The organism is Arthrobacter sp. yr096 (assembly GCF_900108925.1).
Classification (GTDB): domain Bacteria; phylum Actinomycetota; class Actinomycetes; order Actinomycetales; family Micrococcaceae; genus Arthrobacter.
Genome location: NZ_FNYI01000003.1, coordinates 367,734 through 394,679 on the forward strand (window position 1 = coordinate 367,734; position 26,946 = coordinate 394,679).

General features: G+C 62.2%; 20 protein-coding genes. 14 read left to right on the top strand and 6 right to left on the bottom strand.

Annotation, left to right across the window (positions count from 1 at the left end):
* Positions 1-52 precede the first annotated feature (52 nt).
* Genes BMY91_RS09590 through BMY91_RS09600 form a run of 3 tightly spaced genes read left to right on the top strand, consistent with a single transcriptional unit; the run spans position 53 to position 2,503 of the window.
* On the top strand, positions 53-1,051 hold the full coding sequence (locus tag BMY91_RS09590; RefSeq protein ID WP_090821270.1) for a hypothetical protein: 999 nt from the start codon (positions 53-55) through the stop codon (positions 1,049-1,051).
* Positions 1,048-1,938 (top strand): hypothetical protein, encoded by an 891-nt coding sequence (locus tag BMY91_RS09595; RefSeq protein ID WP_254779761.1) that lies wholly within the window; start codon positions 1,048-1,050, stop codon positions 1,936-1,938. Before BMY91_RS09590 ends, BMY91_RS09595 begins: the two co-directional genes overlap by 4 nt.
* A 13-nt stretch (positions 1,939-1,951) precedes the next feature.
* The gene (locus BMY91_RS09600; RefSeq protein WP_090821272.1) at positions 1,952-2,503 is read left to right on the top strand and encodes a dihydrofolate reductase family protein; all 552 of its coding nucleotides are present in this window, start codon (positions 1,952-1,954) and stop codon (positions 2,501-2,503) included.
* A 13-nt stretch (positions 2,504-2,516) separates the two neighbouring features.
* On the opposite strand, the gene BMY91_RS09605 is transcribed toward BMY91_RS09600, so the two are convergent.
* Complete coding sequence (locus BMY91_RS09605) at positions 2,517-2,981, bottom strand: hotdog fold thioesterase (protein ID WP_090821274.1); 465 nt, start codon at positions 2,979-2,981, stop codon at positions 2,517-2,519.
* Between the two features lie 160 nt (positions 2,982-3,141).
* Here BMY91_RS09605 and polA point away from each other — a divergent pair, with 160 nt between their 5' ends.
* The 4 genes from polA (at position 3,142) to rpsA (ending at position 9,882) form a co-directional block, all read left to right on the top strand.
* On the top strand, positions 3,142-5,784 hold the full coding sequence (gene polA, locus BMY91_RS09610; protein ID WP_254779788.1) for a DNA polymerase I: 2,643 nt from the start codon (positions 3,142-3,144) through the stop codon (positions 5,782-5,784).
* A gap of 84 nt (positions 5,785-5,868) precedes the next feature.
* A complete protein-coding gene (locus BMY91_RS09615) occupies positions 5,869-7,182 on the top strand; it encodes a GNAT family N-acetyltransferase (protein WP_090821278.1) in 1,314 nt (437 codons plus the stop codon).
* A gap of 62 nt (positions 7,183-7,244) precedes the next feature.
* Entirely contained in the window at positions 7,245-8,222 is a 978-nt protein-coding gene (locus BMY91_RS09620) for a polysaccharide deacetylase family protein (protein ID WP_090821280.1), read from the top strand.
* Between the two features lie 184 nt (positions 8,223-8,406).
* Positions 8,407-9,882 (top strand): 30S ribosomal protein S1, encoded by a 1,476-nt coding sequence (rpsA, locus tag BMY91_RS09625; protein WP_090821282.1) that lies wholly within the window; start codon positions 8,407-8,409, stop codon positions 9,880-9,882.
* A gap of 110 nt (positions 9,883-9,992) precedes the next feature.
* Here the strand turns inward: rpsA and BMY91_RS09630 are convergent, their stop codons facing one another.
* On the bottom strand, positions 9,993-10,682 hold the full coding sequence (locus BMY91_RS09630; RefSeq protein ID WP_090821284.1) for an IMPACT family protein: 690 nt from the start codon (positions 10,680-10,682) through the stop codon (positions 9,993-9,995).
* Positions 10,683-10,704: 22 nt separating this feature from the next.
* Between BMY91_RS09630 and coaE the strand changes: the two genes are divergently transcribed.
* The 4 genes from coaE (at position 10,705) to BMY91_RS09650 (ending at position 16,615) form a co-directional block, all read left to right on the top strand.
* Entirely contained in the window at positions 10,705-11,943 is a 1,239-nt protein-coding gene (gene coaE / locus BMY91_RS09635; protein WP_090821286.1) for a dephospho-CoA kinase, read from the top strand.
* Between the two features lie 29 nt (positions 11,944-11,972).
* Positions 11,973-14,072, top strand: coding sequence for an excinuclease ABC subunit UvrB (gene uvrB / locus BMY91_RS09640; RefSeq protein WP_090821288.1), 2,100 nt, complete (start codon positions 11,973-11,975; stop codon positions 14,070-14,072).
* A 168-nt stretch (positions 14,073-14,240) separates the two neighbouring features.
* The gene (locus tag BMY91_RS09645; protein ID WP_090821290.1) at positions 14,241-15,269 is read left to right on the top strand and encodes a TerC family protein; all 1,029 of its coding nucleotides are present in this window, start codon (positions 14,241-14,243) and stop codon (positions 15,267-15,269) included.
* A 29-nt stretch (positions 15,270-15,298) separates the two neighbouring features.
* Positions 15,299-16,615: an MFS transporter gene (locus BMY91_RS09650; protein ID WP_090821292.1), complete on the top strand. Its 1,317-nt coding sequence runs from the start codon at positions 15,299-15,301 to the stop codon at positions 16,613-16,615.
* On the opposite strand, the gene BMY91_RS09655 is transcribed toward BMY91_RS09650, so the two are convergent.
* From BMY91_RS09655 to BMY91_RS09670, 4 genes are read right to left on the bottom strand one after another with little or no spacing between them, the layout of a single operon-like run.
* Positions 16,612-17,949 carry an alpha/beta fold hydrolase gene (locus BMY91_RS09655; RefSeq protein ID WP_090821294.1) on the bottom strand — a complete coding sequence of 446 codons (1,338 nt, stop codon included), beginning with the start codon at positions 17,947-17,949 and terminating at the stop codon, positions 16,612-16,614. The genes BMY91_RS09650 and BMY91_RS09655 overlap by 4 nt on opposite strands.
* Entirely contained in the window at positions 17,942-18,484 is a 543-nt protein-coding gene (locus BMY91_RS09660; protein WP_090821296.1) for a GNAT family N-acetyltransferase, read from the bottom strand. Before BMY91_RS09660 ends, BMY91_RS09655 begins: the two co-directional genes overlap by 8 nt.
* 47 nt (positions 18,485-18,531) lie before the next feature.
* Positions 18,532-19,905: a CoA transferase gene (locus BMY91_RS09665; RefSeq protein ID WP_090821298.1), complete on the bottom strand. Its 1,374-nt coding sequence runs from the start codon at positions 19,903-19,905 to the stop codon at positions 18,532-18,534.
* Between the two features lie 11 nt (positions 19,906-19,916).
* The gene (locus tag BMY91_RS09670; protein WP_090821300.1) at positions 19,917-22,451 is read right to left on the bottom strand and encodes a DEAD/DEAH box helicase; all 2,535 of its coding nucleotides are present in this window, start codon (positions 22,449-22,451) and stop codon (positions 19,917-19,919) included.
* 70 nt (positions 22,452-22,521) lie between these two features.
* On the opposite strand from BMY91_RS09670, the gene BMY91_RS09675 reads away from it, so the two are divergent.
* From BMY91_RS09675 to uvrA, 3 genes are all read left to right on the top strand, one after another.
* Entirely contained in the window at positions 22,522-23,319 is a 798-nt protein-coding gene (locus tag BMY91_RS09675; protein WP_090821301.1) for a trans-aconitate 2-methyltransferase, read from the top strand.
* A 151-nt stretch (positions 23,320-23,470) separates the two neighbouring features.
* The gene (locus tag BMY91_RS09680) at positions 23,471-23,851 is read left to right on the top strand and encodes a GntR family transcriptional regulator (protein ID WP_090821303.1); all 381 of its coding nucleotides are present in this window, start codon (positions 23,471-23,473) and stop codon (positions 23,849-23,851) included.
* 65 nt (positions 23,852-23,916) lie between these two features.
* Complete coding sequence (gene uvrA / locus BMY91_RS09685; RefSeq protein ID WP_090821305.1) at positions 23,917-26,844, top strand: excinuclease ABC subunit UvrA; 2,928 nt, start codon at positions 23,917-23,919, stop codon at positions 26,842-26,844.
* Positions 26,845-26,946 lie beyond the last annotated feature (102 nt).

The following is a 26,946-nucleotide window of genomic DNA, read 5'->3' on the forward strand; positions in this document are numbered from 1 at the left end:
TGTAGTTATGCACATAACTGCGTGGTTGTGATCCGGCAGATGTGGGGCTGTCATGAAGTGCCATTCCCGAAGCCACATCATCGGACTGGCGCTGCTTCCGGTCCTGGTGCTGGGTCTGTCTGCTTGCCTCCCGCCCTCCTCTGACGGACTGTCCCCGGATACCACCGCCAGTTCGTCGCGGTCAGGAACCATGCCACAGCCCGCCTCAACCGTCGCCGTACCCACCGCCGGGCAGCCGGCAGGTCCCGCCGGTCCCGGGGCACCACAGGCAGAGGCACCGGTGGTGCGGTGGGTCCCCATTGGGCCGGTCGGTCCGAATGACCCCACGTCAGGGCAGCGTTATCTCCTGCTCCAGCAATTCCAGTGCGACGCCCTCGCGCAGAGTGTGGAAGGCGCCGAGGATGCCGCTGTCTGGTTAGCGGGCGCCGCTGTATGCCGGGCCTTGCAGAGCGGCAGCGAGCAAGAATGGCAACAAGCTTCCAATGCTGTGGCCGCGACGCCACGGATTCCACAGACACAATGCCTGGAGTCCAGGGTGGCGGCCACCTCAGCGTCCTTGGTGGCCCAACATCGCAGCAATCCCGGCGTTGCCTTCAAGGTGGAGCCAGGCCAGGGCGAGGCGTGCCCTCGCCAGTTGGTCGGGTTGACAGTGGTGGACCAGGACCTGAAGCCGGTTCCGGGAACATCCAGGGCCTCGGGTCCTCGTACAGGCGGCACTGTTGTACGCCTTGACGGTTACTACGTTCGCGTGGGGGACGTCCTCTTCGACGGCGCCGTAGCAGACGTTGAGTTCGTTGGCGGCAGGGATGACTATGGCATTGTTTACCTGCGCATGCCGCCGGCGAACGGCCGGGACTCAGTTCGGATCAGCATCACTGACACGGTGGACGTCGCTGGGACAGTCACGTTTTTCTACGAGAATTCCAGCACCTCCAGCAGCAGCCCCGGGGCGTCGGAAACTGCCGGGACCGTTCCGCCAACGAGTCCTCCAGGCAGCACCACCACGCCCGCCCCAACGCCAAATGCAGCATCCTCGACGGCCGCGCCGTGAGTGAACCGCAGGAGTCCGAAGAACGCAGCCTCATCAACACCCGATGGCAAAGGACCCTGGAGGTCCTCTCTGTCATTGGACCCCCTCTGACAGTGGCCACGGCCTTGCTGGTCTATTTCGGCTGGGCCCGGACGGATGCGCAGGCCAAGGCCATGGGCTTGGATGTCAGCCTGTTCGGATACACGGTGCAGGATTTCATCCTCAGGAGCATCCAATCGCTCTTCCAGCCGCTGGCGTGGCTCGTGGTGATTGGACTGCTGTGGCTCATCCTGGACCGGGCGGTGTCGCGGCTCCTTGACTCGGCAGACCACCGGACGCTCATCCGCAGAACTGCGACGGTGGTGACGGTACTGGGCTTCGCCTATGCAGCCGTGATGTGGACAGTAATCGTGGCACGGCCGGGCCAGATCGTTCTTTATGCGCCCTTTCTCATCGCGGCCGGCCTCGTCGTGGGAGCTTGGGGACTCAGCGTTCGGCGCCGCGCCGTGGAGCCTGCGGGCCGGGCGTTGCGCATCACTCCGCGTGCACTTGAAAGGGCGTTGGTGTTCACCCTTGTCACGCTGCTGCTGTTTTGGGGCACCTCCGATTACGCACAGGCGCTGGGTCGCGGGGCTGCCGTTGACTACCAGGAGCGCTCGGGGCTGCTGCCCACGGCTGTGGTGTACAGCAAAGAGCGATTGGCAGTGACCGTTCCAAACGTCCGTGAGGATTCAGTCGGCACAGAAACTGCGCCGCTGTTCCGCTACACCGGCCTCCGGCTTCTGGTGGTCAGCGGCGGCCGGATCTTCCTGCTGAATGAGGGGTGGAACCTGGCCCAGGGGAGGGTAGTGGTTTTGCCCGATGACGGGAGCGTCCGCGTGGAGTATGGGAACGCCTCTGCCGACTGATTAGTCTGGGGCCATGTCGATTTTCCAGTACTACGTAGCTTCAACCATTGACGGATTTATCGCGTCCCCGGATGACGACCTTGGCTGGCTCCTGCAGTTCGACAAGGTGGACGGCGTCAATGAGAGCATCGAGGCGTTCATGGCGGGAGTTGGCTGCATTGCCATGGGCGGAGACACCTACCGCTGGTTGATGGAGCACGAGCCCGGCAAGTGGCCGTATCCGGAAACCCCATGCTGGGTCTTCACGCACCATGAGTACTCCGCACCCGCAGGCTCTGATATTACTTTCGTCCGCGGTGACGTCCAGGAGTTCGCTCCGGATCTCCTGAGGGATGCCGGCGACAAGAACGTCTGGTTGGTGGGTGGCGGGGACCTCGTGGCGCAATTCGCCAATGCAGGACTGCTCCACGAGATGATTGTCACCATTATTCCTGTGGTGCTGGGCGCCGGAAAGCGGCTGTTGCCGTTGAACGGCCCGACGGCGCCACTGGAGTTGCTCTCGTCCAGGATCCTCGGTGGGGCCGCGGCTGAGCTGCATTACCGGCTTCCGCAGAGCACCGGCTGAGCGTCAGCCGGTCTCAGTGGCGGTTGTCGCGGATCATGTTGGTGATGCGTGCCGTGGAGAGGCGGCGGCCCTTCTCGTCAGTGATGACGATCTCGTGCGTGGCAAGGGTGCCGCCCAGGTGAATGGCGGTGCACGTGCCTGTCACCAGGCCGGTGGCAACGGAACGGTGATGGGTTGCACCCACTTCGATGCCGACTGCATGCCGGCCCCTGCCTGCGTGCAGGGAAGCAGCAAACGATCCCAGGGTCTCGGCCAGGACCACGTGCGCTCCGCCATGGAGAATGCCGGCAACCTGCGTGTTTCCTTCCACCGGCATGGTGGCCACTGTGCGCTCGGCACTCATTTCGGTGAACTTGATGCCGAGTTTCACCACCAGGGCGCCCACCCCGTGCGCCGAGAGCCAATCGTGGAATTCTTCCGGCACACCTGCCTCGTTGAGCTCGTCGACAAACCGGTTCGGCGTGAAATTGTCCATCATGCCAACTAGGCTGGCACCTGTGAGTGAAACAACCAAACCGGACCAGGTTCCAACGGCCCAAGCTGCTGCCATCGCTACAGCACCCGCCCCCTCTGCAACACCATCCACCAGCATCACGGGGGAGGGCCGGCCCAGGCTCTTGGTCCTGGACGGCCACTCCATGGCATTCCGGGCTTTCTACGCCCTTCCTGCGGAGAATTTCTCGACGGCCAGGGGTCAGTACACCAATGCCGTGCACGGGTTCACCTCCATGCTGATCAACCTGATCAAGGATCAGAAGCCCACCCACGTCGCCGTAGCCTTCGATGTTTCCGACGACACCACGTTCCGTAAGGCTGAGTACAGCGAATACAAGGGCGGCCGCAACGCCACCCCAGCCGAGTTCGCCGGCCAGATCGGCCTGATCGCCAAGGTGATGGAAGCCTGGGGCATCAGGACCATCGCCATGCCCGGATACGAGGCAGACGACGTCCTGGCCACCCTGGCGGCACAAGGCGACGCCGCAGGCTTTGAAGTCCTTCTCGTTTCCGGTGACAGGGACGCGTTCCAACTCATCAATGACAATGTCTTTGTGCTTTATCCCAAGCAGGGTGTCAGCAACATCCCCAAGATGGACGCTGCGGCCATCGAGGAGAAGTACTTCGTCAAGCCAGGCTTGTACTCGGACCTGGCGGCCCTGGTGGGTGAGACTGCGGACAACCTTCCCGGAGTTCCGGGCGTTGGCCCCAAGACCGCCGCCAAGTGGATCAACCTCTATGGAGGCCTTGAGGGCATCCTGGAGAACCTTGATGCGATCGGCGGCAAGGTGGGTGGAGCGCTCAAGGAGAACCTTGAAAACGTCAAGCGAAACCGCCGGCTCAACCAACTTCTGACCGATCTGGACTTGCCGGTCACGTTGGCCGATCTGCACGAGCCCCGGCCGGACCGCCAGGCCATCGAGGAACTCTTTGAAGAGCTCGAATTCCGGACCCTCCGCACCAGACTTTTCGATCTTTACGGCGACGACACTGCCGGAGCTGCGCCGGACACCATAGAAGCACCGGAATTTGCCAGACTCACTGACGCGGCAGCACTTGAGGCGTTCTTCGCTGCCGGATCGGGTGTTCGTTCAGCCGTTGCTGTTCAGTTGGTGCCGGGACGTATTGGCGACGACGCCAGCGCGCTGGCCATCGTGCGGAACAACGGAGCAGCCTTCATTGACCTTGCGGGGCTGGACGCGGACGCAGAGTCTGTCCTGGCCCGTTGGCTCCAGGATCCCGAGGAAGCCAAAGTCCTTCACGAGTTCAAGTCGGCTCTCAAGGCTCTGCACAACCGCGGCCTTGGCCTGGAAGGCGTGGTGGATGACACGTCCATCTCCGGCTACCTGATCCAACCTGACCGTCGCAGCTATGACCTCGCCGAGCTGGCCCAGGTTCACTTGAAGATCACGTTGGCAGCTGCTGCAGCCCAGTCAGGCCAGTTGGAATTGGACCTGTCCGGCGACACTGATGAGGTTGCCTCAACAGCACTCGTCCAGCATGCCGCCGTCGTGCATGCGCTCAGCAAACACTTCGAAACGGAACTTGCCGAGATCAAGGCTGATGCCTTGTTGACCACCCTGGAACTTCCGGTGGCACGCGTGCTGGCCCAGATGGAACTGACAGGCATCTATGTGTCTACGGACCGCATGGATGAGCAACTCGCGGACCTCACCAAGGTGATCGAGAATGCCCAGGAGCAGGCATTCGCGGCAATTGGGCACGAGGTCAACCTTGGCTCGCCCAAGCAGTTGCAGACAGTTCTTTTTGATGAACTGGGACTTCCCAAGACCAAGAAGATCAAGTCCGGCTACACCACGGATGCTGCGTCCTTGAAAGGCCTGCTGGAGAAGACCGGCCACGAGTTCCTGGTCCAGCTCATGGCGCACCGCGAATCCTCCAAGCTGGCTCAAATGGTGGAGACGCTGAAGAAGTCCGTGGCAGATGACGCGCGCATCCACACCACGTACGCGCAGAACATCGCAGCTACCGGCCGTATCTCGTCCAACAACCCCAACCTGCAGAACATCCCGGTCCGCAGTGAGGAAGGACGTCGTGTCCGCGGCATCTTCGTGGTCAGTGAAGGCTACGAGTGCCTGTTGTCCGCCGACTACTCCCAGATCGAAATGCGCATCATGGCGCACCTGTCCGGCGACGAAGCTCTGATCCAGGCCTACCGTGATGGCGAGGACCTGCACCGTTTCGTCGGATCACGGATCTTCAACGTCGAGCCGGCCGACGTCACCAGCGCCATGCGCTCCAAGGTGAAGGCGATGTCCTATGGCCTGGCCTACGGCCTCACGTCCTTTGGGCTGTCCAAACAGCTGGAGATCTCCGTGGACGAGGCCCGGACGCTGATGAAGGACTACTTCGACCGCTTCGGCGGAGTTCGCGATTACCTCCGTGGCGTCGTGGACCAGGCCAGGACAGAGGGATTCACGGCTACCATTGAGGGCCGCCGTCGCTACCTGCCGGACCTGACCAGCACCAACCGCCAGGCGCGCGAGGCCGCCGAGCGCATCGCACTGAACTCACCCATCCAGGGTTCCGCGGCGGACCTCATTAAGCGCGCCATGCTGGGTGTCGCGGCAGAACTCGCCAGCCAGGGCCTCAAGTCGCGATTGCTGCTCCAGGTCCACGACGAACTCGTCCTCGAAGTTGCCCCAGGGGAACGCGAGGCCGTGGAGAAGCTGGTCATCGAGCAGATGGGTTCCGCAGCTGAGCTGTCCGTCCCGCTCGACGTCCAGATCGGTGTTGGTTCGAGTTGGTACGAGGCCGGTCACTAGTCCGGACGGGCATTCGATGGATCGCCGGAGGGCGCGCCGCCCAGATGGTGGCGTGCCCTCCGGCGTCTGGCTAGGCTCGAGGACGTGGCTGATCCCAATGAAACAAACCTTGAAAAATACTCCGTCCGGCGTTTTCCTGCCGTAGCCGATCCGGGGGACGCGGACTACAGCCGCTGCACCACCTGGGTGCAGGCGGTTTCGCACGGCTTCCACCAGCAACGGCGCGATGCCGAGTACCTGGCCAAAACCTTGTCGGCGTACCAAACGGACAAGCGGGAGTTCACCGGCGTCTACGTCAATGGCGGCGTGCCGGATCACTCTTTGGGCAGGGACGTTCCGGTGGCCACCTACGCCACCATGCGCAAGTCCCTCAACATAGGCTTCGGCCGCCAACTGGAAGCCAATCTGGTCACGGCTGTGACAGTCCGCGGTACGCATCGTCGAAACGGCATACTTCGTGGGATGATCACTGCCGACTTGGAAGCAGCCAAGGACGACGGACTGGCCATGGCTGCCCTCACGGCTTCCGAAGGCACCATCTACGGCCGCTTCGGCTTTGGTGTTGCCACTTTTGAGCGGAGCATCAAGGTGGATACGGGCCCGCGCTTCCGGCTCAAGGGACAGCCGGACGGCACCGTGGAAGTAGCCGATCCTGCAGTGCTGCTGGACGTGGCGCCGCAGGTCTTTGAGCGTGTCCAGCGGGTCTCTCCGGGTTCCGTTGACCGCCAGGAGTATTACCGTCTGGTTGCATCCGGTTCGATCGGCCATGACGGTAAACCGGATACCAGTGTTCGTTGCGCCCTGCATTACGACCCTTCAGGAACCCTGGATGGATTCGTGTCCTATCGCTTCAAGGGCTGGGACCACAAGCCATACACCATGGAGATCGTGGACATCGTTGCGGCCACCAATGCCGCTTACCTTGACCTCTGGCGCTTTCTGGGCAGCATCGACCTCATTGATGAGGTGACGTGGGCCGAGGCACCTGTGGATGACCCGCTGACGTGGGCGCTCGAGGATCCCCGGTGCATTGATGCTTCTGAAATCCGCGACATGCTCTGGCTGAGGATCCTGGATACGCCGGCTGCCTTGCAGGCACGCAGCTTTCCCGCCTCCGGCCGGCTGGTGCTGGAAGTGACGGATCCGTTGGGTTTGGCGGGTGGCACATTTGTTCTGACGTCCGACGCCGGTGCTGCCGCCGTCGTCACTGATGCCTCAGGTGAGGCGCCCCACCTCAGCATGGACATCGCAGACCTCGCATCCATCTACCTCGGTGCGGTGTCGCCAGTGACCTTGGCCGCCGCTGGGCGGATCCAGGAGAAGACGCCGGGTGCAGCGCTCCAGGCCCAGCAGATTTTTGCCGTCGAGCGTTCCGCGCATTGCCTTACCCATTTCTAGACCCACGCCTCTAGGGCGCCGAATAAACACAACCACATAGTCACAACCAGATAAGGACATCCATGGGGGATTCCAAGCGGCGGCCGTTGGCCGGCCGGCGATCAGTGCTGCTTGGAATGGCGGGCTTCGCATCTGCCGCGCTGGCAGCGTGCGCGGACGTTGGCAGCGAACCGGGGCGGGCCGTTCCTTCCCCGGACCAGACTTCGGGAAGTTCCCCGAACACGGGGCCAGCCACGCCGCCACCGTCCATCGCGGCAAAATCCAGTGAGCAGGCCGCTGCTGCCTTGGCGCCGGCAGCACCGTCCAAGTCAGCAGCACAGTCCACGCTGACGGCAGTGCCGGAGAAAGCCGGGATCCTGGCCGAATTCACGGGGCGGCGGCCCAGGGAATGGGGGCTGCACGTGACGGGCGTGGTGAACAACTCCCAGTCCCGGCAGGTGGTGCTCACGTTCGATGCGTGCGGAGGACCCGGAGGCTCCGGATGTGACGAGGTCTTGTTGCAAACCCTTCGGCGGCTCAAGGTTCCAGCAACACTCTTCCTCAACAGCCGCTGGATCCAAGCAAACCCCACCCTGTCGGCGGAGCTGGCGGCGGACCCGTTGTTCGAGCTCGCCAACCATGGCACCTCGCATCTCCCGCTCTCCGTGAACGGCAAATCCGCGTACGGAATCGCTGGCACGCCCACAGCGGCGGCAGCCTACGACGAACTCATGGGCAACCAGGCCGTCATGCAGGAGCTAAGCGGCAAAACCCCACGGTTCTTCCGGCCGGGGACTGCTTACTATGACGAGGTTGCGGTGGAAATGACGCGACGCCTGGGCTTGCTGCCGGTCAACTTCACAGTCAACGGCGATGGGGGTGCCACATACGCAGCGGCCACCGTAGCCACCGAAGTGGGCAAGGTGGTGCCAGGCGACATCGTTATTTCACACTTCAACCGGCCCGCTGCCGGCACGGCAGCAGGTTATGCGCGGGCATTGCCGCGGCTGCTTGACCGGGGAGTTTCCTTCGGGCGCCTCGGAGACGTCCTGTCGCCGTAACACTCCTTTTGACCCCGCTTTGGCAATGCGACTAGAATAAACGGGCGTGTACTACGTGCATGCATCCATTTTGTATTAATCCACAAATCAGGATGACCCGGCGATTTGCCGTGTTCTGCCGTCCGGACCCGGGCGGCAGCGGTTTGCCTGACCGACTATCTATCCACAACGGAGCCCCTACTACATGACCATCACCTCCACCGAGAAGCCCGGTACCCCCGTAGTCGCCATTAACGACATCGGTACCGCTGAGGACTTCCTCGCAGCTGTCGACGCCACCATCAAGTACTTCAACGACGGAGACCTCGTCGAAGGTACCGTCGTCAAGGTCGACCGCGACGAAGTTCTGCTCGACATCGGTTACAAGACCGAAGGTGTCATCCCTTCCCGCGAGCTTTCCATCAAGCACGATGTTGATCCCGGTGACGTCGTCGCCGTTGGCGATCAGGTCGAAGCTTTGGTTCTCACCAAGGAAGACAAAGAAGGCCGTCTGATCCTCTCCAAGAAGCGTGCTCAGTACGAGCGCGCCTGGGGCGACATCGAGAAGGTCAAGGAAGAAGACGGCGTCGTTACCGGTACCGTCATCGAGGTTGTCAAGGGTGGCCTCATCCTGGACATCGGCCTGCGCGGCTTCCTGCCCGCATCCCTCGTCGAGATGCGTCGCGTCCGCGACCTGGCTCCGTACATCGGTCAGCAGATCGAAGCCAAGATCATCGAGCTGGACAAGAACCGCAACAACGTTGTTCTGTCCCGCCGTGCATGGCTCGAGCAGACCCAGTCCGAGGTTCGCTCCACGTTCCTCAACAAGCTGGAAAAGGGCCAGGTTCGTCCCGGCGTCGTTTCCTCCATCGTCAACTTCGGTGCCTTCGTGGACCTGGGCGGCGTAGACGGCCTCGTTCACGTTTCCGAGCTGTCCTGGAAGCACATCGACCACCCGTCAGAGGTTGTCGAGGTTGGCCAGGAAGTCACCGTCGAGGTCCTCGAAGTGGATCTGGACCGCGAGCGTGTCTCCCTGTCGCTCAAGGCTACGCAGGAAGATCCGTGGCAGACCTTCGCCCGCACCCACGCCCTCGGCCAGGTTGTTCCGGGTAAGGTCACCAAGCTGGTTCCGTTCGGTGCGTTCGTTCGCGTCGAAGACGGCATCGAAGGCCTCGTGCACATCTCCGAGCTGGCTGTCCGCCACGTGGAGCTCGCAGAGCAGGTTGTCTCCGTTGGCGACGAACTGTTCGTCAAGGTCATCGACATCGACCTCGAGCGTCGCCGCATCTCCCTCTCCCTCAAGCAGGCTAACGAGGGCGTTGACGCTGACAGCACCGAGTTCGATCCCGCTCTGTACGGCATGGCCGCCGAGTACGACGAAGAGGGCAACTACAAGTACCCCGAGGGCTTCGACCCCGAGTCGAACGAATGGCTCGAGGGCTACGAGAACCAGCGTGCAGCTTGGGAGCAGCAGTACGCTGACGCCCAGACCCGCTGGGAGGCCCACAAGAAGCAGGTTGCCCAGCACGCTGCTGACGACGCTGCTGCTGCAACGTCCGGTGAGAGCGATTCCGGCACCACGAGCTACTCCTCGGAGCCGGCTGCTGCTGAGTCCAACGCTGGCACCCTGGCGTCCGACGAAGCCCTCGCTGCACTGCGTGAGAAGCTGACCGGCAACTAATTCTGCCTCCCCTCCGGGGATGTGCTGAATAGCCAAAGAAGGACCCCTGCCTCCGGGCAGGGGTCCTTCTGCATTAAGTCCACCAGTTAGGCCCAAACACGGTTTCTTGATCAGTGGGGGACATCTACCCATTCCGTGCCCTGGGGCGTGAGTACCGCCGTTCCCGCGGTCAGGGATGCCACCCGCGAGTGGGCATCTGCAATGCCCGCTGCTTCGTCGGGCAGTGCTATTCGCAAAACGGCATGCGCTGCCTCATAACCGGTCTCCGCCATGACGTACCCGGCATTGCGAAGCTCATTCTCCAGGCGCCCCGCCTCGGCGTGGGGAACATCCACGGCACACAGCCGCAACCGGCGGCGCTGCACCAACGGCGCACCATCCAAGGCTGCCGACACGGATTCGGAGTAGGCCCGAACCAGCCCACCGGCACCTAGGAGAATCCCACCGAAATAGCGCACGACGACGGCACTCACGTCACTGAGGTCGGTGACCCCCGGTGCTGCCTCGCGTTTGATCAGAGCTTCGAGCATGGGGATGCCGGCCGTGCCCGAAGGCTCGCCGTCATCACTGGATCGTTGAACCATCCGGTCCGGGCCAATGACGAACGCCGAGCAGTGATGGCGGGCGTCGTGGAATTCACGTCGGAGTTCCGACACCAGGGAGCGGGCAGTTTCCTCATCCGGGGACCGCCGGAGAACAGTGATGAAGCGCGACCGGCGTATTTCCAGCTCGTGGCGGAAGTCTTGGCCTGCCGACAGAGTCGTGTAGGTGGTCGCACGGCTGTCTTCCTCATTTTCCACCGCTTCAGTCTAGTGTTGAGGAGTGCTGAAGATCGGGCTGACGGGCGGCATCGCCTCAGGGAAATCACTGGTGGCATCCAGGTTGCAGGAATTGGGTGCGCTCCTCATCGACGCGGACCTCATTGCCCGGCAAGTGGTCGAACCAGGAACTCCTGGGCTGGCGCGTGTTGTGGAGGCATTCGGGCCAGGCGTCCTGGACCGTGACGGCCGGCTGGACCGGCCCAAGCTTGGCTCCATCGTGTTCCACGACCCGTCGCAGCGCGAGGTTCTCAACAGCATCATCCATCCGTTGGTCCGGGAAACCGCGGCCGCACTCGTTGCTGGAGCTTCTGCCGGTGACATCGTGGTCCAGGACATCCCACTATTGGTAGAAACCGGGCAAGGCAGCAATTTCCATCTGGTCCTTGTGGTGGATGCACCGGAGGACGTTCGCGTCGAACGCATGGTGAAAATGCGGGGCATGACACCGGAAGACGCCCGTTCCAGGATCGCATCGCAGGCCACACGCCCAGAGCGCAACGCCGCTGCCGACGTCTTGCTGGACAACGTGGGGAGTCCTGAAGAGTTGCTGGCCAGAGTTGATGCGCTATGGGAGCAGCGCCTGCTGCCTTTCGCGGAGAACCTGGGCCGCGGTGTCAGGGCCGCCCGCCACGCAGGCCCCGTGTTGGCCGCATCGAACAGTGAGTGGGCCGCGCAGGCCAATCGACTTGCAGCCCGGGTAACTGCGGCCGCACCCGATGACATTGTGGCCGTTGATCACATTGGGTCAACATCGGTGCCGGGCCTGGCCGCAAAGGACGTGATTGATCTCCAAGTTGCTGTGACTGATCTTAAATCGGCTGACCGCATAGCTCCACTGCTCGCCGAGGTGGGATTTCCGGCCGTGCCGGGAATTACAGGGGACACGCCAAAGCCAAGCGAACCGAACCCTGAACAGTGGCAGAAGAGGTTTCATGCGAATGCGGATCCGGGGAGGGCAGTGAACCTGCACGTCCGTGCTGTGGGATCCCGCGGCTGGCACTATGCACTGCTCTTCCGCGATTGGTTGCGGGCAGAACCGCAGGCGCGTGCTGCGTATGAGGCCCACAAACGCGAACTCACTGCCCAGCATGCGGGGGGTGAGGGTACGGCTGCCTACGCGGAGGCGAAAGAGCCCTGGTTCACCGAGGTTGCCTGGCCGCTCATGGATGAGTGGGCCAATCGCACCGACTGGCGTCCGCCGTCGTATGTGTCTTCTGCTGAAGGCAAACGCGGACAGTAGCTGTCCTGGGGCGGGGGTAGATTGGTTTTATGAGCCTTGCCCAGGAAATCAACCGCGTCGTCGCGCCTTTCGAAGTGATCAGCGAGTTCAAGCCCGCCGGTGATCAGCCCACCGCCATTGCAGAACTGACGGAACGAATCAACAACGGTGAAAAGGACGTGGTCCTCCTCGGCGCTACTGGTACCGGTAAGAGCGCCACCACCGCGTGGCTGATCGAACAGGTGCAGCGCCCCACCCTGGTGATGGTCCAGAACAAAACCCTCGCCGCGCAGCTGGCTAATGAGTTCCGTGAACTCCTGCCCAACAATGCGGTGGAGTACTTCGTCTCCTATTACGACTACTACCAGCCTGAGGCGTACGTCGCACAGACCGATACCTTCATCGAAAAGGACTCCTCCATCAACGAGGAAGTCGAACGGCTGCGCCACTCTGCCACCAATGCGTTGCTCACTCGTCGCGATGTGATTGTGGTGGCTACTGTTTCCTGCATCTACGGTTTGGGCACACCGGAAGAATACATCGCCGGAATGGTGACCTTGCGCAAGGGTGCCGAGATGAACCGCGACCACCTCCTCCGGAAGTTCGTCTCCATGCAGTACGCCCGCAATGACATGGACTTTCACCGGGGCACCTTCCGCGTTCGGGGGGACACTGTGGAGATCATCCCGATGTACGAGGAACTCGCCATCAGGATCGAATTCTTCGGCGATGAGATTGAGAACATCCAGACGCTGCACCCCCTGACTGGCGAGGTGCTCAGGGATGAAGAGGAGATGTACGTGTTCCCGGCGTCGCACTACGTGGCCGGTCCGGAACGGATGGCCCGTGCGATCAAGCGCATCGAGGACGAGCTGGCCGATCGTTTGAAGGTCCTCGAAGGCCAGAACAAGCTGGTGGAGGCGCAAAGGCTCAGGATGCGCACCACCTACGATCTGGAAATGATGCAGCAGATGGGCTTCTGCAATGGCATCGAGAACTACTCGGTTCACATTGACGGACGTAATCCGGGGACCGCACCGCACTGCCTCATTGATTACTTCCCGGACGACTTCCTGCTGGTGGTCGATGAATCGCACGTGACCATTCCGCAGATCGGCGCCATGTATGAAGGCGACATGTCCCGCAAACGGAACCTTGTGGACTTCGGCTTCCGACTGCCCTCGGCCATGGATAACCGGCCCCTTAAATGGGACGAATTCCTGGAACGCATCGGCCAGACGGTGTACCTGTCCGCAACACCTGGAAAATACGAGCTCGGCAAGGCCGATGGCTACGTCCAGCAGATCATTCGCCCCACCGGTCTCATCGACCCCGAGGTTGTGGTCAAACCCACCAAGGGCCAGATCGATGACCTGCTGGGTGAGATCAGGACCCGCACCGAAAAGAACGAGCGCGTCCTGGTCACGACGTTGACCAAGCGAATGGCCGAGGACCTCACCGACTACCTTGTGGGGCACGGCGTCAAGGTGGAGTACCTGCACTCCGACGTCGATACTCTCCGGCGAGTGGAACTCCTCCGGGAACTCCGGATGGGCGTCTTCGATGTCCTGGTGGGCATCAACCTGCTCCGCGAAGGTCTGGATTTGCCCGAGGTATCCCTCGTGAGCATCCTCGACGCGGACAAGGAAGGATTCCTCCGCTCCTCAACGTCACTGATTCAGACCATCGGCCGTGCCGCGCGTAACGTCTCGGGCCAGGTCCACATGTATGCGGACCGGATCACCGACTCCATGGCCCACGCCATCGAAGAAACCAATCGCCGCCGGGCCATCCAGGTTCAGTACAATGCTGACCATGGGATCGACCCCCAGCCGCTGCGGAAAAAGATCGCCGACATCACCGATCAGTTGGCCAAGGAAGACGCCGACACCCAGGAGCTGCTCAACAATAACCGGCTCGCCAAGGGTGGGAAGCGTGGAAAGTCGGCCGCAAAGGGTGCAGCGACTGTTCGGCAGGACGGACTTGCCGCAGCGCCGGCGGAGGATCTGGTGGGCCTCATTGAGCAACTGACCGAACAGATGCATGGCGCTGCTGCCGAACTTCAGTTCGAAGTTGCCGCAAGGATCCGTGATGAAGTCAAGGAGTTGAAGCGCGAATTGCGGCAGATGCAGTCCGCAGGGCACGCCTAAGGTAAGGTTGAGGTCACGTAGGGGAGTATCCCAAGCGCTACGTCCGTCAGCACGCAAGGCACAGATGCCTCGCCGGATCTAGCGGGCCGCCAACATTTGCATTCACCGCACCCTGGCAGGCCGGAGAGACTTACACCGCTTTCCCGTACCCTGCGAAAGGCACCTTTAATGCAGCTTCCCGTCTGGTTTGAGGTCGGCTCCTTTGTCGTCCTCGGAATCATCCTGCTGATCGACCTCCTGTTGGTCGTCAAGCGTCCCCATGAACCTTCCATGAAGGAAGCGGGCCTCTGGGTCGGCTTCTATGTCGCCTTGGCACTGATCTTTGCAGTTGCCATGTTCTTCTTTGCCGGCCATGAATACGGCGGCCAGTTCATCGCCGGCTGGGTCACTGAGTACAGCCTCAGTATCGACAACCTGTTTGTCTTCATCATCATCATGGCCCGCTTCTCTGTGCCCCGTAAGTACCAGCAGGAAGTGCTGATGGTGGGCATCATCATCGCGCTGATCCTCCGCGGTATCTTCATCGCCCTTGGCGCTGTGGTGATCGAACAGTTCAGCTGGGTGTTCTACATCTTCGGTGCGTTCCTCTTGTGGACTGCATGGAAGCAGGCCAAGGATTCCGGCGAGGACGAAGAAGAGGGTGCCGAGAACCCGCTGATCGCCCGTCTTCGTAAAGTCCTTCCGATGTCCGAGAAGTTCGATGGCAACAAGATCCGTACCGTGGTGGAGGGCAAGAAGGTCTTCACCCCGATGCTGATCGTCTTCATCACCATCGGCCTGACCGACCTCCTGTTCGCGGTTGACTCCATCCCCGCGATCTTCGGGCTTACCCAGAGCGCGTTCATTGTGTTCACGGCCAACATCTTCGCGCTGATGGGCCTGCGCCAGCTGTACTTCCTTCTTGGTGGCCTGATGACCCGTTTGGTGTACTTGAAGCACGCACTATCCGTCATCCTGGCGTTCATCGGCGTCAAGCTGGTCTTTCATGCCATGCACGTCAATGAGCTCCCGTTCATCAACGGCGGCCACCACATCGAGTGGGCTCCGGAGATCCCCACCTACGTTTCCCTGGCGGTCATTGTTGGCACCATCATCGTGGCGGTTGTTGCCAGCCTCCTGAGTCCGGCAGCCCGCCAGGCCAAGCTCGACGCCCGTCTGGAAAAGGACGCACAAAAGAGCATGAGCGAAGCCGAGTAACTGACTCCTGGACGTTGTAGTCTCGTGAAGTGACTACCACCTCTTCTACGGCGCTGGACCCTCAACGGGTTCAGCGCCGTACTGTTTTCCTTCTTGGTTCGGCCCAGCTGCTCAGCGGTATTGGAAATGGAGCCACCCTCTCCATAGGCTCGTTGCTGGCCGTGGATCTGTCGGGTTCCGAAGCCTGGGCGGGTTCCATCACAACGGTGCTGACCTTGGCAGCAGCTGTTACGGCTTTGCCACTGGCGAGGTTGGCCGAGGCACGTGGACGGCGCGTGGGGCTGGTCACCGGGTTGCTGGCCGCAATGATGGGTGCACTGCTGGTCATCGGCTCTGTCACGGCCCAAGCATTCCCCTTGCTGTTGCTGGGCGCAGCGTTCCTGGGCCTGGGGACTGCGGCGAACCTCCAGGCGAGGTTTGCCGCCGTCGACCTCGCCGAACCGGAGCGCCGCGGACGGTCACTGTCCACAGTCGTCTGGGCCATCACCATAGGAGCTGTGGCCGGGCCCAACCTGATCCAACCGGGGGCAGCCGTGGGGGCGGCACTTGGCCTGCCGCCCATCGCTGGTCCGTTTGTCTTTTCTGCAGCAGGGCTGCTCTTGGCGGCCGTAGTCCTTTTTGCTGGTCTGAGGCCGGATCCGCTGCTGTTGTCCCGGCGCTTGGCCTCGGACGCCCTCAAGGGCGGGGACCTGGGAAATCCCCCCATCAGGGGCACCATCCGATCCGGCCTGCGAGCAGTCCGGTCATCGCCGCAGGCATTGCTGGCCCTGGCTGCCGTAGTTGCCGCCCACGGTGTCATGGTGGCCGTCATGTCCATGACACCTCTTCACTTGCAGCAGCTTGTGGGAGGAACCCACCAAGGACACCACGGCGGTACCAGCGACAGCACGGACGCCCTGGTGATCATAGGAGTGACCATTTCGCTGCACATTGCCGGGATGTTCGCTTTGTCGCCGCTGTGGGGGTGGCTGACGGATAAGGCCGGGCGCCTGCAGACCATCGCCATGGGGCACGGTCTCCTGCTGCTGGCGGTGTTCGTCGCCGGCTTCGGCCAGCACGAGCCCGTACTGGTGACTGCCGGGCTGATTCTGCTCGGGTTGGGCTGGTCCGCTGCGACTATTGCCGGCTCAACCTTGTTGGCGGAGAGCGTGGCACCCGACCAACGGGTCACCGTGCAGGGCGTATCGGATACGCTGATGGGCGCCGCCGGTGCAGTCGGCGGCGCCACCTCGGGCCTGCTTCTGGCCTGGATCGGCTACCAAGGACTGAACATCGCTTCCAGCGTGATCGCCGCTGCGGTGCTTGCTCTGGCGGCCGTCATGGGAGCGCGCCGGACCACCGGCTAGCGCGTGGCCCGCACCATACCGAAGAGGCGCCCGAAGATGCCTTCGCCATCTTCGCCGATCCCGTCATGGTGGAATTCGGACGTCACCCAGGGTTGCAGTCCCCGCACAGCGGCAGCGGTCTCCAAGGAGAGATCGTGGTCCACGTAAATGTCGTCTTTGTACACGGCCGCAGCAGTGGGAACCGTGTTCGCAGCCAGCCGCTCGATGTCATACAACGGCTTCCAGTCCTTCTTGGCCGCCAGCCGTTCGGCCACCTCGCGCAGAGGTGAAAGCGAAGGATCCTGCTCGAAGTACCACGGATAGACCATTTCGCCCGTCAGCAAGGGCTCCTCAGCCTCCGGCGTGAACTCGGGAAAGTCCTCCAGCACACGCCATGCTGCCCAGTTTGTTGCCTCATCCTGGCCATAAATCGATTCGTGCAGAACCGCATACAGCGGGTTGCTGGCCCGGCTGACGAGTCCCCGCACCTGCTCAAGAAACGCTTCGGACAGCCGCTCACCGGACGCCGTGGTGATGAATGCGTCCTCCAGGAGGTAATGCAGTGCGTCCACCCGGGTGTTGCCGCCCAGGTAAGATCCCACCATCTGGAACCGTTCAGGTGTCAGTCGCTCGCCGCTGGCAAGGAATTCGGGTTGCTGTTCCAGATGGCGAATGATCCGCGTGAGTTTCTCCCGGTCCTCGGGATACCACGAGAAATACTCGGCATTCCGTGCTGCCACGCGTCGGAAGGTGGCCTGGTACACACGGTCCGCTGGGCCATGGAGTGGCGCCAGCCCACCGGTGATCAGCACCTCGCGCAGTCCCTCCGGCGCGAACGACAGATACGTCAAAGCGCAGAATCCGCCAAAGCTCTGACCCAGGACCGACCACGGCGGGGAGCCCAGAACCTGCCGGATGTACTCGGCGTCGGCCACGATTGAATCTGCCCGGAAATGGGTCAGGTACTCTGCCTGGGCCGCGGCGTCTCCCTGCAGTTCCAGGGACTGCCGCTCAATGGGTGTGGACAAGCCTGTACCCCGTTGGTCGAGCATCAGGATGCGGAAGTCCCTTGCGGCGGCCTTCATCCACCCGGACAACGAGGTGACCCGGTTACCCCGCCCACCAGGTCCGCCCTGGAGGAACAGAAGCCACGGAAGCCTCGCAGCCGCTTCCGCAGAATGCTCCGTTGAAGAGTACTCGCGGGCGAAGACCGTGATGGTTTCGCTGGTACCCTGACCTTCCGCGGGCGGATGGACCAAAGGAACAGTGAAGAAGTGTTCCGCCGTTCGGAGTCCACGGAACTCGTGGCGGGCACGGACGTCATGAACAGCGGGGGAGACGTGCGGCTCAGCCACGGGCCATTGCCTCGCTGGGCTGGGTCCCGCCGGCCTGCTCGTGGCTGCCCTGGGCAGTGGCACCGCCGAATGCTTCAAGTGCACCGCCCGTCAGGCGGAACGTGGACCATTCCTCCATCGGGAAGGCACCGAGGTTCTTGTAGAAATTGATGGAGGGCTCGTTCCAGTTAAGGACGCTCCATTCCACCCGAGCGTAACCGCGTTCGACGGCGGTCGCAGCCAAATGCTGCAACAGGGCCTTGCCGTGGCCCTCGCCACGGGCCTCGGGGACTACGTAGAGGTCCTCAAGGTAAATGCCGTGGACGCCCTCCCACGTGGAGTAGTTCAGGAACCAGAGCGCGAAGCCCTGCACCATCCCGGCACTGTTTTCCGCAATCGTGGCGTACACGCGGGGGTTCCCGCCAAAGAGGACGTCAGTGAGCATCTCCGGAGTGTTCCTGACTGCGTCCGGCTCCTTCTCATAGATCGCAAGATCATGAATCATGCGCAGGATTGCAGGAACGTCTTCGACAGTGGCCGGGCGGATTACACTCATGCATTCGAGCTTACTAGGACCGCCGCGCTTCCTCCCGCCCCTGCCTGCTATTGCCACCCCAAAGCAGACGTTCCGTACCGCACGGGGGCTTTGCCGTACAGCAGGGGCTTACCGTCCACCATCAACGGCGGCCCCACATGGCGGAGCCGCCCGTAGGGGCTCGCCACCTCAAAATACTCCGGCCGGGGCGGCTGAATGGATGGGGCGGATACCGGGGCAGGAGTTAACTGGAAGAGCTCTTCTGCTGTGCGTGCCAGTGAGAGTTTCGCGGACCCACCACTCCCGGTGCTCAGCCGCTCAGCCAGCAAAGCCAAGGCTGCGGCAGCAAGCCCGTACCCAGTGGCATGGTCCAGGGCCTGGACGGGCAGCGCGCCTGGTCTCCAACCGCCGTCGTGATCCTGACCGTAGTGGTGGGCAATACCGGAAGCCGCCTGAACCAGGCTGTCGAAGCCCCGGCGCCTGCTCCATGGCCCGGTGCTTCCCCATGCCGTCAAGGCGACCACCACGGCATCCGGCCTTTCTGCCAGCAGGGCCTCGGAGCCCAAGCCGAATCTGTCCAGACCGCCGTTGCGGTACCCCGTCACGATGACGTCCGCCGTGCGGGCCAGCCTCAGAACTGCAGCCAACGCATCGGGATCTTCCAGGCTAACCTCAGCACTGCGCTTGTCGAACCCCATGTCTATGAAGGCATCGGTCAACTCTGGAAGTGCCGGTGGATCTATGCGCAGAACGTCGGCGCCCAAAGCGCCGAGCAACCGGGTGGCCGCAGGTCCGGCGATGACCCGGGTCAGGTCCAGTACCCGCAAGCCAGCCAGGGGGCGGTGCGGATCGTTCGAAGGCACCCATGACGACGGGCGCTGGCTCTCTCGCAGCCCGGCGGGACGGGACACGACCACCCAAGAACCTTCAGTGGCGGCCTGGAACATGGGCGTCGCCTTCCACTCCGCCCTCGAGCGCACGGCCGCTGCCACACCCTTGTGCGCAACGATGATGTCCTCGGCTTCCTGGGACGTCATGGAGCCAAGGGTACGGTCCACATCCTGCGGGCCGGTTGCCTTGAGAGCCTTCATCAGCCGGGAAGCGTGGTGCGGGTAGTTCGCGTGAAGGCGGATCCAGCCGTCCGCGGTGGCCCGGAAGCCGGACAACGGGGCGAAACCCTGCGCCTTGCGGTCTGAGATCAGGAGATGGCCCAGCGAGTCGAAAGATGCCGCCGTTGGCCCAGCGGCCACTGAGTACCTGCCGGACGAACCCGTGAGTGCGTTAAGCGCCGTGGCTGCCAGTTGAACCGACCCCAGAGCCAGTCCTTCGACGTCCAAGGGGCCGCCCCACCATGTACGTGGACCTGTGCAGGCAGCCGGCTGCTCCCTGCGGAAGGCCTGCAACTCCTGCAGGCCGGCTGCCACGTCCGGTACGGCTTCCACGGCGACCGGGCCTACAACCTGTTGACGTCCGTGACGCGGACCACTGCGGTGCCGCTCTCATCAGATGCCGCCAAGTCCACATCGGCCGAGATACCCCAGTCGTGATGGCGCGCCGGGTCATCGAAGATCTGCCGGACCTTCCACATGCCGGGACCCTCGGTGATGATCAGGAGTCCGGGACCGCGGGCGTCGGGACCGGTCCCAATGTCGTCGTGTTCGTCGAAGTAGTCGTCCAGGACCTCTTCCCACCGTTCGGCGTCCCAGCCCGCATCGGCGTCGAGTTCGCCCAGGGCAGCGGAGTCCTCGTCCGCAAAGAGTTCAACCCTGCGGAACATCTCGTTGCGCACCATCACACGGAAGGCCCTGATGTTGGCGGTCAAGAGTGGTGGCGGGGGCGGGGGAGCGTCATGCGGCGTGGGTGCCAGCCCGGATGTGAGCTCTTCCCACTCATCCAGCAAGCTCGAATCCACTTGGCGGACCAACTCACCCAGCCACGCGATGAGGTCCTCAAGATCCTCACGGAGCGAGTCCTGGGGTACGGTCTGCCGAAGGGCCCGGAAGCCGTCCGCCAGATACCTCAGGACGATGCCCTCCGAGCGGGCCAAGCCGTAGAACTGAACGAACTCACCAAAGTTCATGGCACGCTCATACATGTCACGGATGATCGATTTGGGCGCGAGCTCGAAGTCGCCTACCCACGGTGCGGCCTTACGGTACACCTCAAATGCTTCGCCGAGGATCTCCGCCAAAGGCATGGGGTAGGTGACTTCATCCAGCATGGCCATGCGCTGCTCGTATTCGATGCCATCGGCCTTCATGGCGGCAACTGCCTCACCGCGGGCTTTCTTCTGTTGAGCCGAAAGAATCTGGCGCGGCTTCTCCAGCGTCGATTCGATGACTGAGACGACGTCCAAGGCGTACGACGGCGATTCCGGATCGAGCAATTCCAGCGCAGCCAGTGCAAAGGGCGAAAGCGGTTGGTTCAGGGCGAAGTTGGCCTGCAGATGGACCGTCAGGCGTACGGACCGGCCCTCCGCCTCCTGTTCCTCCTCCGGAATGCGTTCCACCACACCAGCGGCCAGCAGTTCGCGGTAGATCCCCAGCGCCTTCTTCATGAGCCGAAGCTGTGCGGGGCGGCTCTCGTGGTTCTCGCTAAGAAGGCGGCGGGTTGCCTGGAAGGGGTCTCCCGGACGCTCCATCAGGTTGAGCAACATAGCGTGCGTGACCGTGAAGCTGGAGGTCAAGGGCTCTGGTACGGATTCAACCAGACGCTTGAAGGTGGGTTCGCCCCACGACACGAAACCCTCTGGAGGCTTCTTCTTCACCACTTGGCGCAACTTCTTCTGGTCATCGCCAAACTTGGCGGTTGCCTTCGCCATGGCTTTGGTATTTTCCACCACGTGATCGGGCGCCTGGACCACCACGGTGCCCGCGGTATCGTAGCCGGCACGGCCGGCACGTCCGGCAATCTGGTGAAACTCGCGGGAGTTAAGAGACCTGGTGCGTACGCCGTCGTACTTGCTCAAAGCGGTCAGCAGCACTGTCCGGATGGGCACATTGATGCCCACCCCCAGAGTGTCTGTACCGCAAATGACCTTCAGGAGCCCGGCTTGGGCAAGCTGCTCCACCAGACGGCGGTACTTGGGCAGCATTCCTGCATGATGGACGCCAATTCCGTGGCGGACCAACCTGTTGAGGGTTTTCCCGAATCCAGCGGCAAACCTGAACCCTGCGATCAGTTCCGCGATGCGGTCCTTCTCCGCGCGGCTGCACATGTTGATGCTCATGAGATTCTGCGCACGCTCAATGGCTTCTGCCTGGCTGAAGTGCACCACATAGACGGGAACCTGCTTGGTGGAAAGCAGTTCCTCAAGTGTCTCGTGCACAGGGGTCAGGTGGTAGTAGTGGTGCAGCGGAATGGGACGTTCGGCGGAGCTCACAGTCGTGGTGGTCCGGCCCGTCAACTCAGTCAGTCCTGTTTCGAAACGGCTCACATCTCCCAAGGTGGCTGACATCAGGAGAAACTGCGCTTGGGGGAGTTCCAACAAGGGAACCTGCCAGGCCCAACCGCGCTGAGGGTCTGAGTAGAAATGGAACTCATCCATGATGACGGAACCGAGTTCAGCCGATGAGCCTTCGCGGAGGGCAATGTTGGCGAGGATCTCCGCCGTACAGCAAATAATGGGGGCATCCTGGTTTACCCCGGAATCACCCGTGATCATGCCTACGTTCTCGGCGCCGAAGATGTCGCAGAGCGCAAAGAACTTTTCCGACACCAAAGCCTTGATGGGGGCCGTGTAATAGCTCCGCTGACCGCGTGCCATCGCCTCAAAATGGGCTGCAATGGCCACCAGCGATTTTCCGGAACCTGTGGGGGTGGCGAGGATGACGTTGGCACCGGAAGCGAGTTCCATGATCGCTTCGTCCTGCGCTGGATACAGCTGCAGCCCGCGGCTCTCCGTCCACTCCACGAACCGTGTGTAGATTTCGTCCGGGTCCAACGGACCGGTGGCGGTGGAACCGGGGAGCTGCTCAAGAAGTTTCATTGGTTTCCAGCTTAGTGCCCGCACGGTTTAGGCTCGGCCCAGCAGCGAAGCCAGATCCGAGGAGGCTCTAATGAAGTGGGATCCGAACAAATATGTGGAGTTCGGCAACCATCGTGACCGGCCATTCCATGACCTCGTCGGAAGGGTCCAGTCCAGCGGGCCCAGGAAGGTGGTGGATCTCGGTTGTGGTCCCGGAAACCTGACCGCCACGTTGACAGAGCGCTGGCCGGATGCCCGCGTGATGGGCATTGATTCGTCGGAGGAGATGCTGCTCCAGGCTGAGTCGCTGGTCAAAGCGACCACTGGCGCGGAGCAGTCCGGCAGGCTGGAGTTCGCGCAAGGCGACATTGCAATGTGGGCACCGGATGCCGATACCGATGTTGTTGTCACCAATGCCGCGCTTCAGTGGGTGCCGGGCCACCAGGAGATGTTGGGGGGATGGTTGCGCGCGCTTAAACCTGGTGCATGGTTTGCCCTGCAGGTCCCCGGGAATTTCACGTCGCCGTCCCACACACTCATGCGCCAACTGGCCGAGTCACCCCAGTGGGCGTCACGGTTGAACGGCGTGCTGCGGCACGACGATGCAGTAGGCAGTCCTGCGGACTACTTGGGCATCATGCTCGACGCCGGCTGCTCGGCTGACGCGTGGGAGACCACCTATCAGCAGGTACTGCCGGGCGAGGACCCGGTCCTGCAGTGGGTCCGCGGTACGGGGCTTCGACCGGTCCTGGCGGCCCTGTCCCGGGACGAGTCAGCCGACTTCGAACAGGAGTACTCGGCGATGCTGCGTGAGGCCTATCCGGCCACAGCCCACGGAACGGTCTTCCCCTTCCGGCGGATTTTTGCCGTGGCACGAAAGAACGCATGAGCGACGCCGCAGCTTCTCTTCCCGCAGCGAGGGCTTTGGTGCGCCGGGATGGCTTGTTCCGTAGCGGAGTCGCTGGTCTAATTCTCGGCATGGACCAAGGACGCTTCGAACAACAAACGCCTCATGTGGCGGCACTCCGTCGGGGCGAATCATGACCCCCGCAGGAGAATTCCCGGGCACATGGCGCCCCAATACCGGCAGCGCGGTGGCGCTGTTCGAGCAACTGAGGCTGCGGATCATAGAACTCGCCGACTCCGGTGTCCTGGCTGTAGGAGCAAAGCTTCCGCCGGTACGCAATCTGGCAGGTGTCCTGGATGTCGCGCCCCACACAGTGGCGCGGGCATACAAGGAACTGGAGGCAGCGGGTGTCGTGGCTACCCGCGGCCGCAACGGCACGGTGGTGTGTGCGAGGGACGACCGCTGGGGAGCCCTGGCGGATGTCGCTGCACAGTATGCGGCCGCTGCGAAGGCCCAGGGTGCTTCCTTCGCTGAAGCGGTGCAGCTTCTTGCGGCAGCCTACGACGCCGATTGATACCGATCAGTAGCGTGTGAGGCACGACATGGAAATTCGAAGAAGTTTTCGATTAGCATTGGTAAGTGCCCAAAGCCTTAGCTGAAGATACCGCCATCGAATCGTCCAACCGCGTCCCTGCAGTTCCTGAGACCAAACCCGCGAGGCCGGACCTGTCGCGGCTGGTGGTCAAGGGCGCCCGGGAACACAACCTTCGCAATGTGGACCTGGACCTTCCCCGCGACGCCATGATCGTGTTTACGGGACTCTCTGGTTCCGGAAAGTCCTCCCTGGCTTTCGACACCATCTTCGCCGAAGGCCAGCGTCGGTACGTGGAGTCGCTGTCCGCCTACGCGCGCCAGTTCCTCGGCCAGGTGGATAAACCGGACGTGGACTTCATCGAGGGCCTGTCGCCGGCTGTCTCCATCGACCAGAAGTCAACCAGTAAGAACCCACGGTCAACCGTGGGCACCATCACCGAGATCTACGACTACATGCGGTTGTTGTGGGCCCGCGTTGGTCGTCCGCACTGCCCCGTCTGTGGTGAGCCAATCGCCCGCCAGACGCCCCAGCAGATCGTGGATCAGCTCCTGGAACTGGAGACGGGCACCCGCTTCCAGGTCCTGGCCCCTGTTGTCCGTGGGCGCAAAGGCGAGTTTGTGGACCTGTTCAAGGAACTCACAGCCAAGGGTTACTCCCGGGCACGCGTCGATGGCGAACTGGTTCAGCTGAGCGACCCTCCCAAGTTGGGCAAGCAGTTCAAGCACACCATTGAAGTTGTGGTCGACCGCCTGGTAGTGAAGGAAGACATCAGCCAGAGGCTAACCGATTCCGTGGAGACAGCGCTCGGTTTGGCTGAAGGCCGCGTATTGGTCGAGTTCGTCGATCTCGAGGCCGGAGACCCGGAACGAATCAGGGCTTTCTCTGAGAATCTCGCGTGCCCCAATGAGCACCCCTTGGCGATCGACGAGATCGAGCCCCGCTCATTTTCCTTCAACAACCCGTTCGGCGCCTGCTCTGCCTGCAGTGGCATCGGTACCAAGCTTGAAGTTGATGAAGAACTCATCATTCCCAACCCTGAGCTTTCACTGGCTGAGGGTGCCATTGCCCCGTGGTCGCTGGGCACCGCGACCACCGAGTACTGGAACCGCCTCCTTGAGGGCCTGGCCCACGAACTCGGCTTCTCCATGAAGACCGCCTGGGAGAAACTCCCCAAGGAAGTCCGCAATACTGTGCTTCACGGCAAGGACCATAAGGTTGTTGTCCAGTACAAGAACCGATTTGGCCGTGAGCGCAAGTACAGCACCGGCTTCGAAGGTGCCATCCAGTACGTCCACCGGAAGCACGGTGAAACCGACTCTGAGTGGGCCCGGGACCGGTACGAAGAGTACATGCGCCAGATTCCCTGCCCTGAGTGCAACGGTGCGCGCCTCAACCCGGCGTCGTTGTCAGTGCTCATCAACGGAAAGTCAATCGCCGAGGTTGCGGCCCTGCCCATGCGGGAGTGCGCAGAGTTCCTGGGGAGTTTGACCCTGACAAGCCGGGAAGCCCAGATCGCCAACCAGGTCCTGAAGGAGATCCAGGCCCGCCTGACCTTCCTCTTGGATGTCGGTTTGGAGTACCTGAATCTTGAGCGTCCCTCCGGCACTTTGTCGGGTGGTGAAGCCCAGCGGATCCGACTGGCCACCCAGATCGGCTCAGGCCTGGTGGGAGTGCTGTACGTCCTTGACGAGCCGTCCATCGGACTGCACCAGAGGGACAACCGCCGGCTCATTGAAACCCTTACCCGCCTCCGGGACCTCGGCAACACCCTCATCGTGGTGGAGCATGACGAAGACACCATCCATGAGGCCGACTGGGTGGTGGACATCGGACCGGGCGCCGGAGAGCACGGCGGCCAGGTGGTGCACTCCGGAACCTATAAGGAGCTCCTGGAAAACACAGAGTCACTGACGGGTGACTACCTCTCCGGACGCCGGAAGATCGACATCCCCACCAAGCGGCGCAAGTACGACAAAAAGCGCGAGCTCAAGGTTGTTGGCGCCCGGGAGAACAACCTCAACAACGTTGACGCTACCTTCCCCCTGGGACTCTTCACCGCCGTCACCGGCGTGAGCGGGTCAGGCAAGTCCACCCTGGTCAACGAGATCCTTTACAAGGTCCTTGCCAACAAGCTCAATGGTGCCAAGCAGGTGGCTGGCCGGCACCGGACAGTTGCGGGTTTGGAGCATCTGGACAAGGTGGTCCACGTTGACCAAAGTCCTATTGGCCGCACACCGCGTTCCAACCCGGCAACTTATACCGGCGTGTTTGACAACATCCGCAAGCTCTTCGCGGAGACAACCGAGGCCAAGGTCCGTGGCTATCAGCCCGGTCGGTTCTCCTTCAACGTCAAGGGTGGTCGTTGCGAAGCATGTTCGGGCGACGGCACGCTGAAGATTGAAATGAACTTCCTGCCGGACGTCTATGTTCCGTGCGAGGTGTGCCACGGGGCCCGGTACAACCGGGAGACCCTTGAAGTTCATTACAAGGGCAAGACCATCGCGGATGTGCTCAATATGCCGATCGAGGAAGGCGCAGAGTTCTTTGCCGCTTTCACACCGATCGCCAGGCACCTTAACACCTTGGTGGACGTCGGTCTTGGCTATGTCCGGCTGGGCCAGCCGGCCACCACGCTCTCTGGTGGTGAGGCACAAAGGGTGAAGCTCGCAGCCGAACTTCAGAAGCGCTCCAACGGGCGCAGCATCTACGTCCTGGACGAGCCCACCACCGGACTGCACTTTGAGGACATCAGGAAGTTGCTCATGGTTCTCCAGGGCCTGGTGGACAAGGGCAATACCGTCATCACCATTGAGCACAACCTGGACGTCATCAAGTCAGCGGACTGGATCGTGGACCTGGGTCCCAACGGCGGTTCGGGTGGCGGAAAGATCGTAGCCACAGGAACTCCGGAACAGGTAGCTAAATCCACTGACAGCCATACGGCGACGTTCCTGGCCGAGATTCTGGGTTAGCTGCCGCAAGACAGCCAAAGGACCGTCGAGGGAATATCTCCGAGACCCTGGAAGTATTCCAGTAGCGGCATGCGAGTTTCAGGCATGCCGCTACTCGTGAGA

Excerpts from the sequence above, each read along its gene's own strand:
- BMY91_RS09590 (WP_090821270.1), top strand. The coding sequence starts at position 53 with ATGAAGTGCCATTCCCGAAGCCACATCATCGGACTGGCGCTGCTTCCG.
- BMY91_RS09600 (WP_090821272.1), top strand. The coding sequence starts at position 1,952 with ATGTCGATTTTCCAGTACTACGTAGCTTCAACCATTGACGGATTTATC.
- BMY91_RS09605 (WP_090821274.1), bottom strand. The coding sequence starts at position 2,981 with ATGATGGACAATTTCACGCCGAACCGGTTTGTCGACGAGCTCAACGAG.
- polA (WP_254779788.1), top strand. The coding sequence starts at position 3,142 with ATGGCATTCCGGGCTTTCTACGCCCTTCCTGCGGAGAATTTCTCGACG.
- BMY91_RS09620 (WP_090821280.1), top strand. The coding sequence starts at position 7,245 with ATGGGGGATTCCAAGCGGCGGCCGTTGGCCGGCCGGCGATCAGTGCTG.
- rpsA (WP_090821282.1), top strand. The coding sequence starts at position 8,407 with ATGACCATCACCTCCACCGAGAAGCCCGGTACCCCCGTAGTCGCCATT.
- uvrB (WP_090821288.1), top strand. The coding sequence starts at position 11,973 with ATGAGCCTTGCCCAGGAAATCAACCGCGTCGTCGCGCCTTTCGAAGTG.
- BMY91_RS09645 (WP_090821290.1), top strand. The coding sequence starts at position 14,241 with ATGCAGCTTCCCGTCTGGTTTGAGGTCGGCTCCTTTGTCGTCCTCGGA.
- BMY91_RS09660 (WP_090821296.1), bottom strand. The coding sequence starts at position 18,484 with ATGAGTGTAATCCGCCCGGCCACTGTCGAAGACGTTCCTGCAATCCTG.
- BMY91_RS09670 (WP_090821300.1), bottom strand. The coding sequence starts at position 22,451 with ATGAAACTTCTTGAGCAGCTCCCCGGTTCCACCGCCACCGGTCCGTTG.
- BMY91_RS09675 (WP_090821301.1), top strand. The coding sequence starts at position 22,522 with ATGAAGTGGGATCCGAACAAATATGTGGAGTTCGGCAACCATCGTGAC.
- BMY91_RS09680 (WP_090821303.1), top strand. The coding sequence starts at position 23,471 with ATGACCCCCGCAGGAGAATTCCCGGGCACATGGCGCCCCAATACCGGC.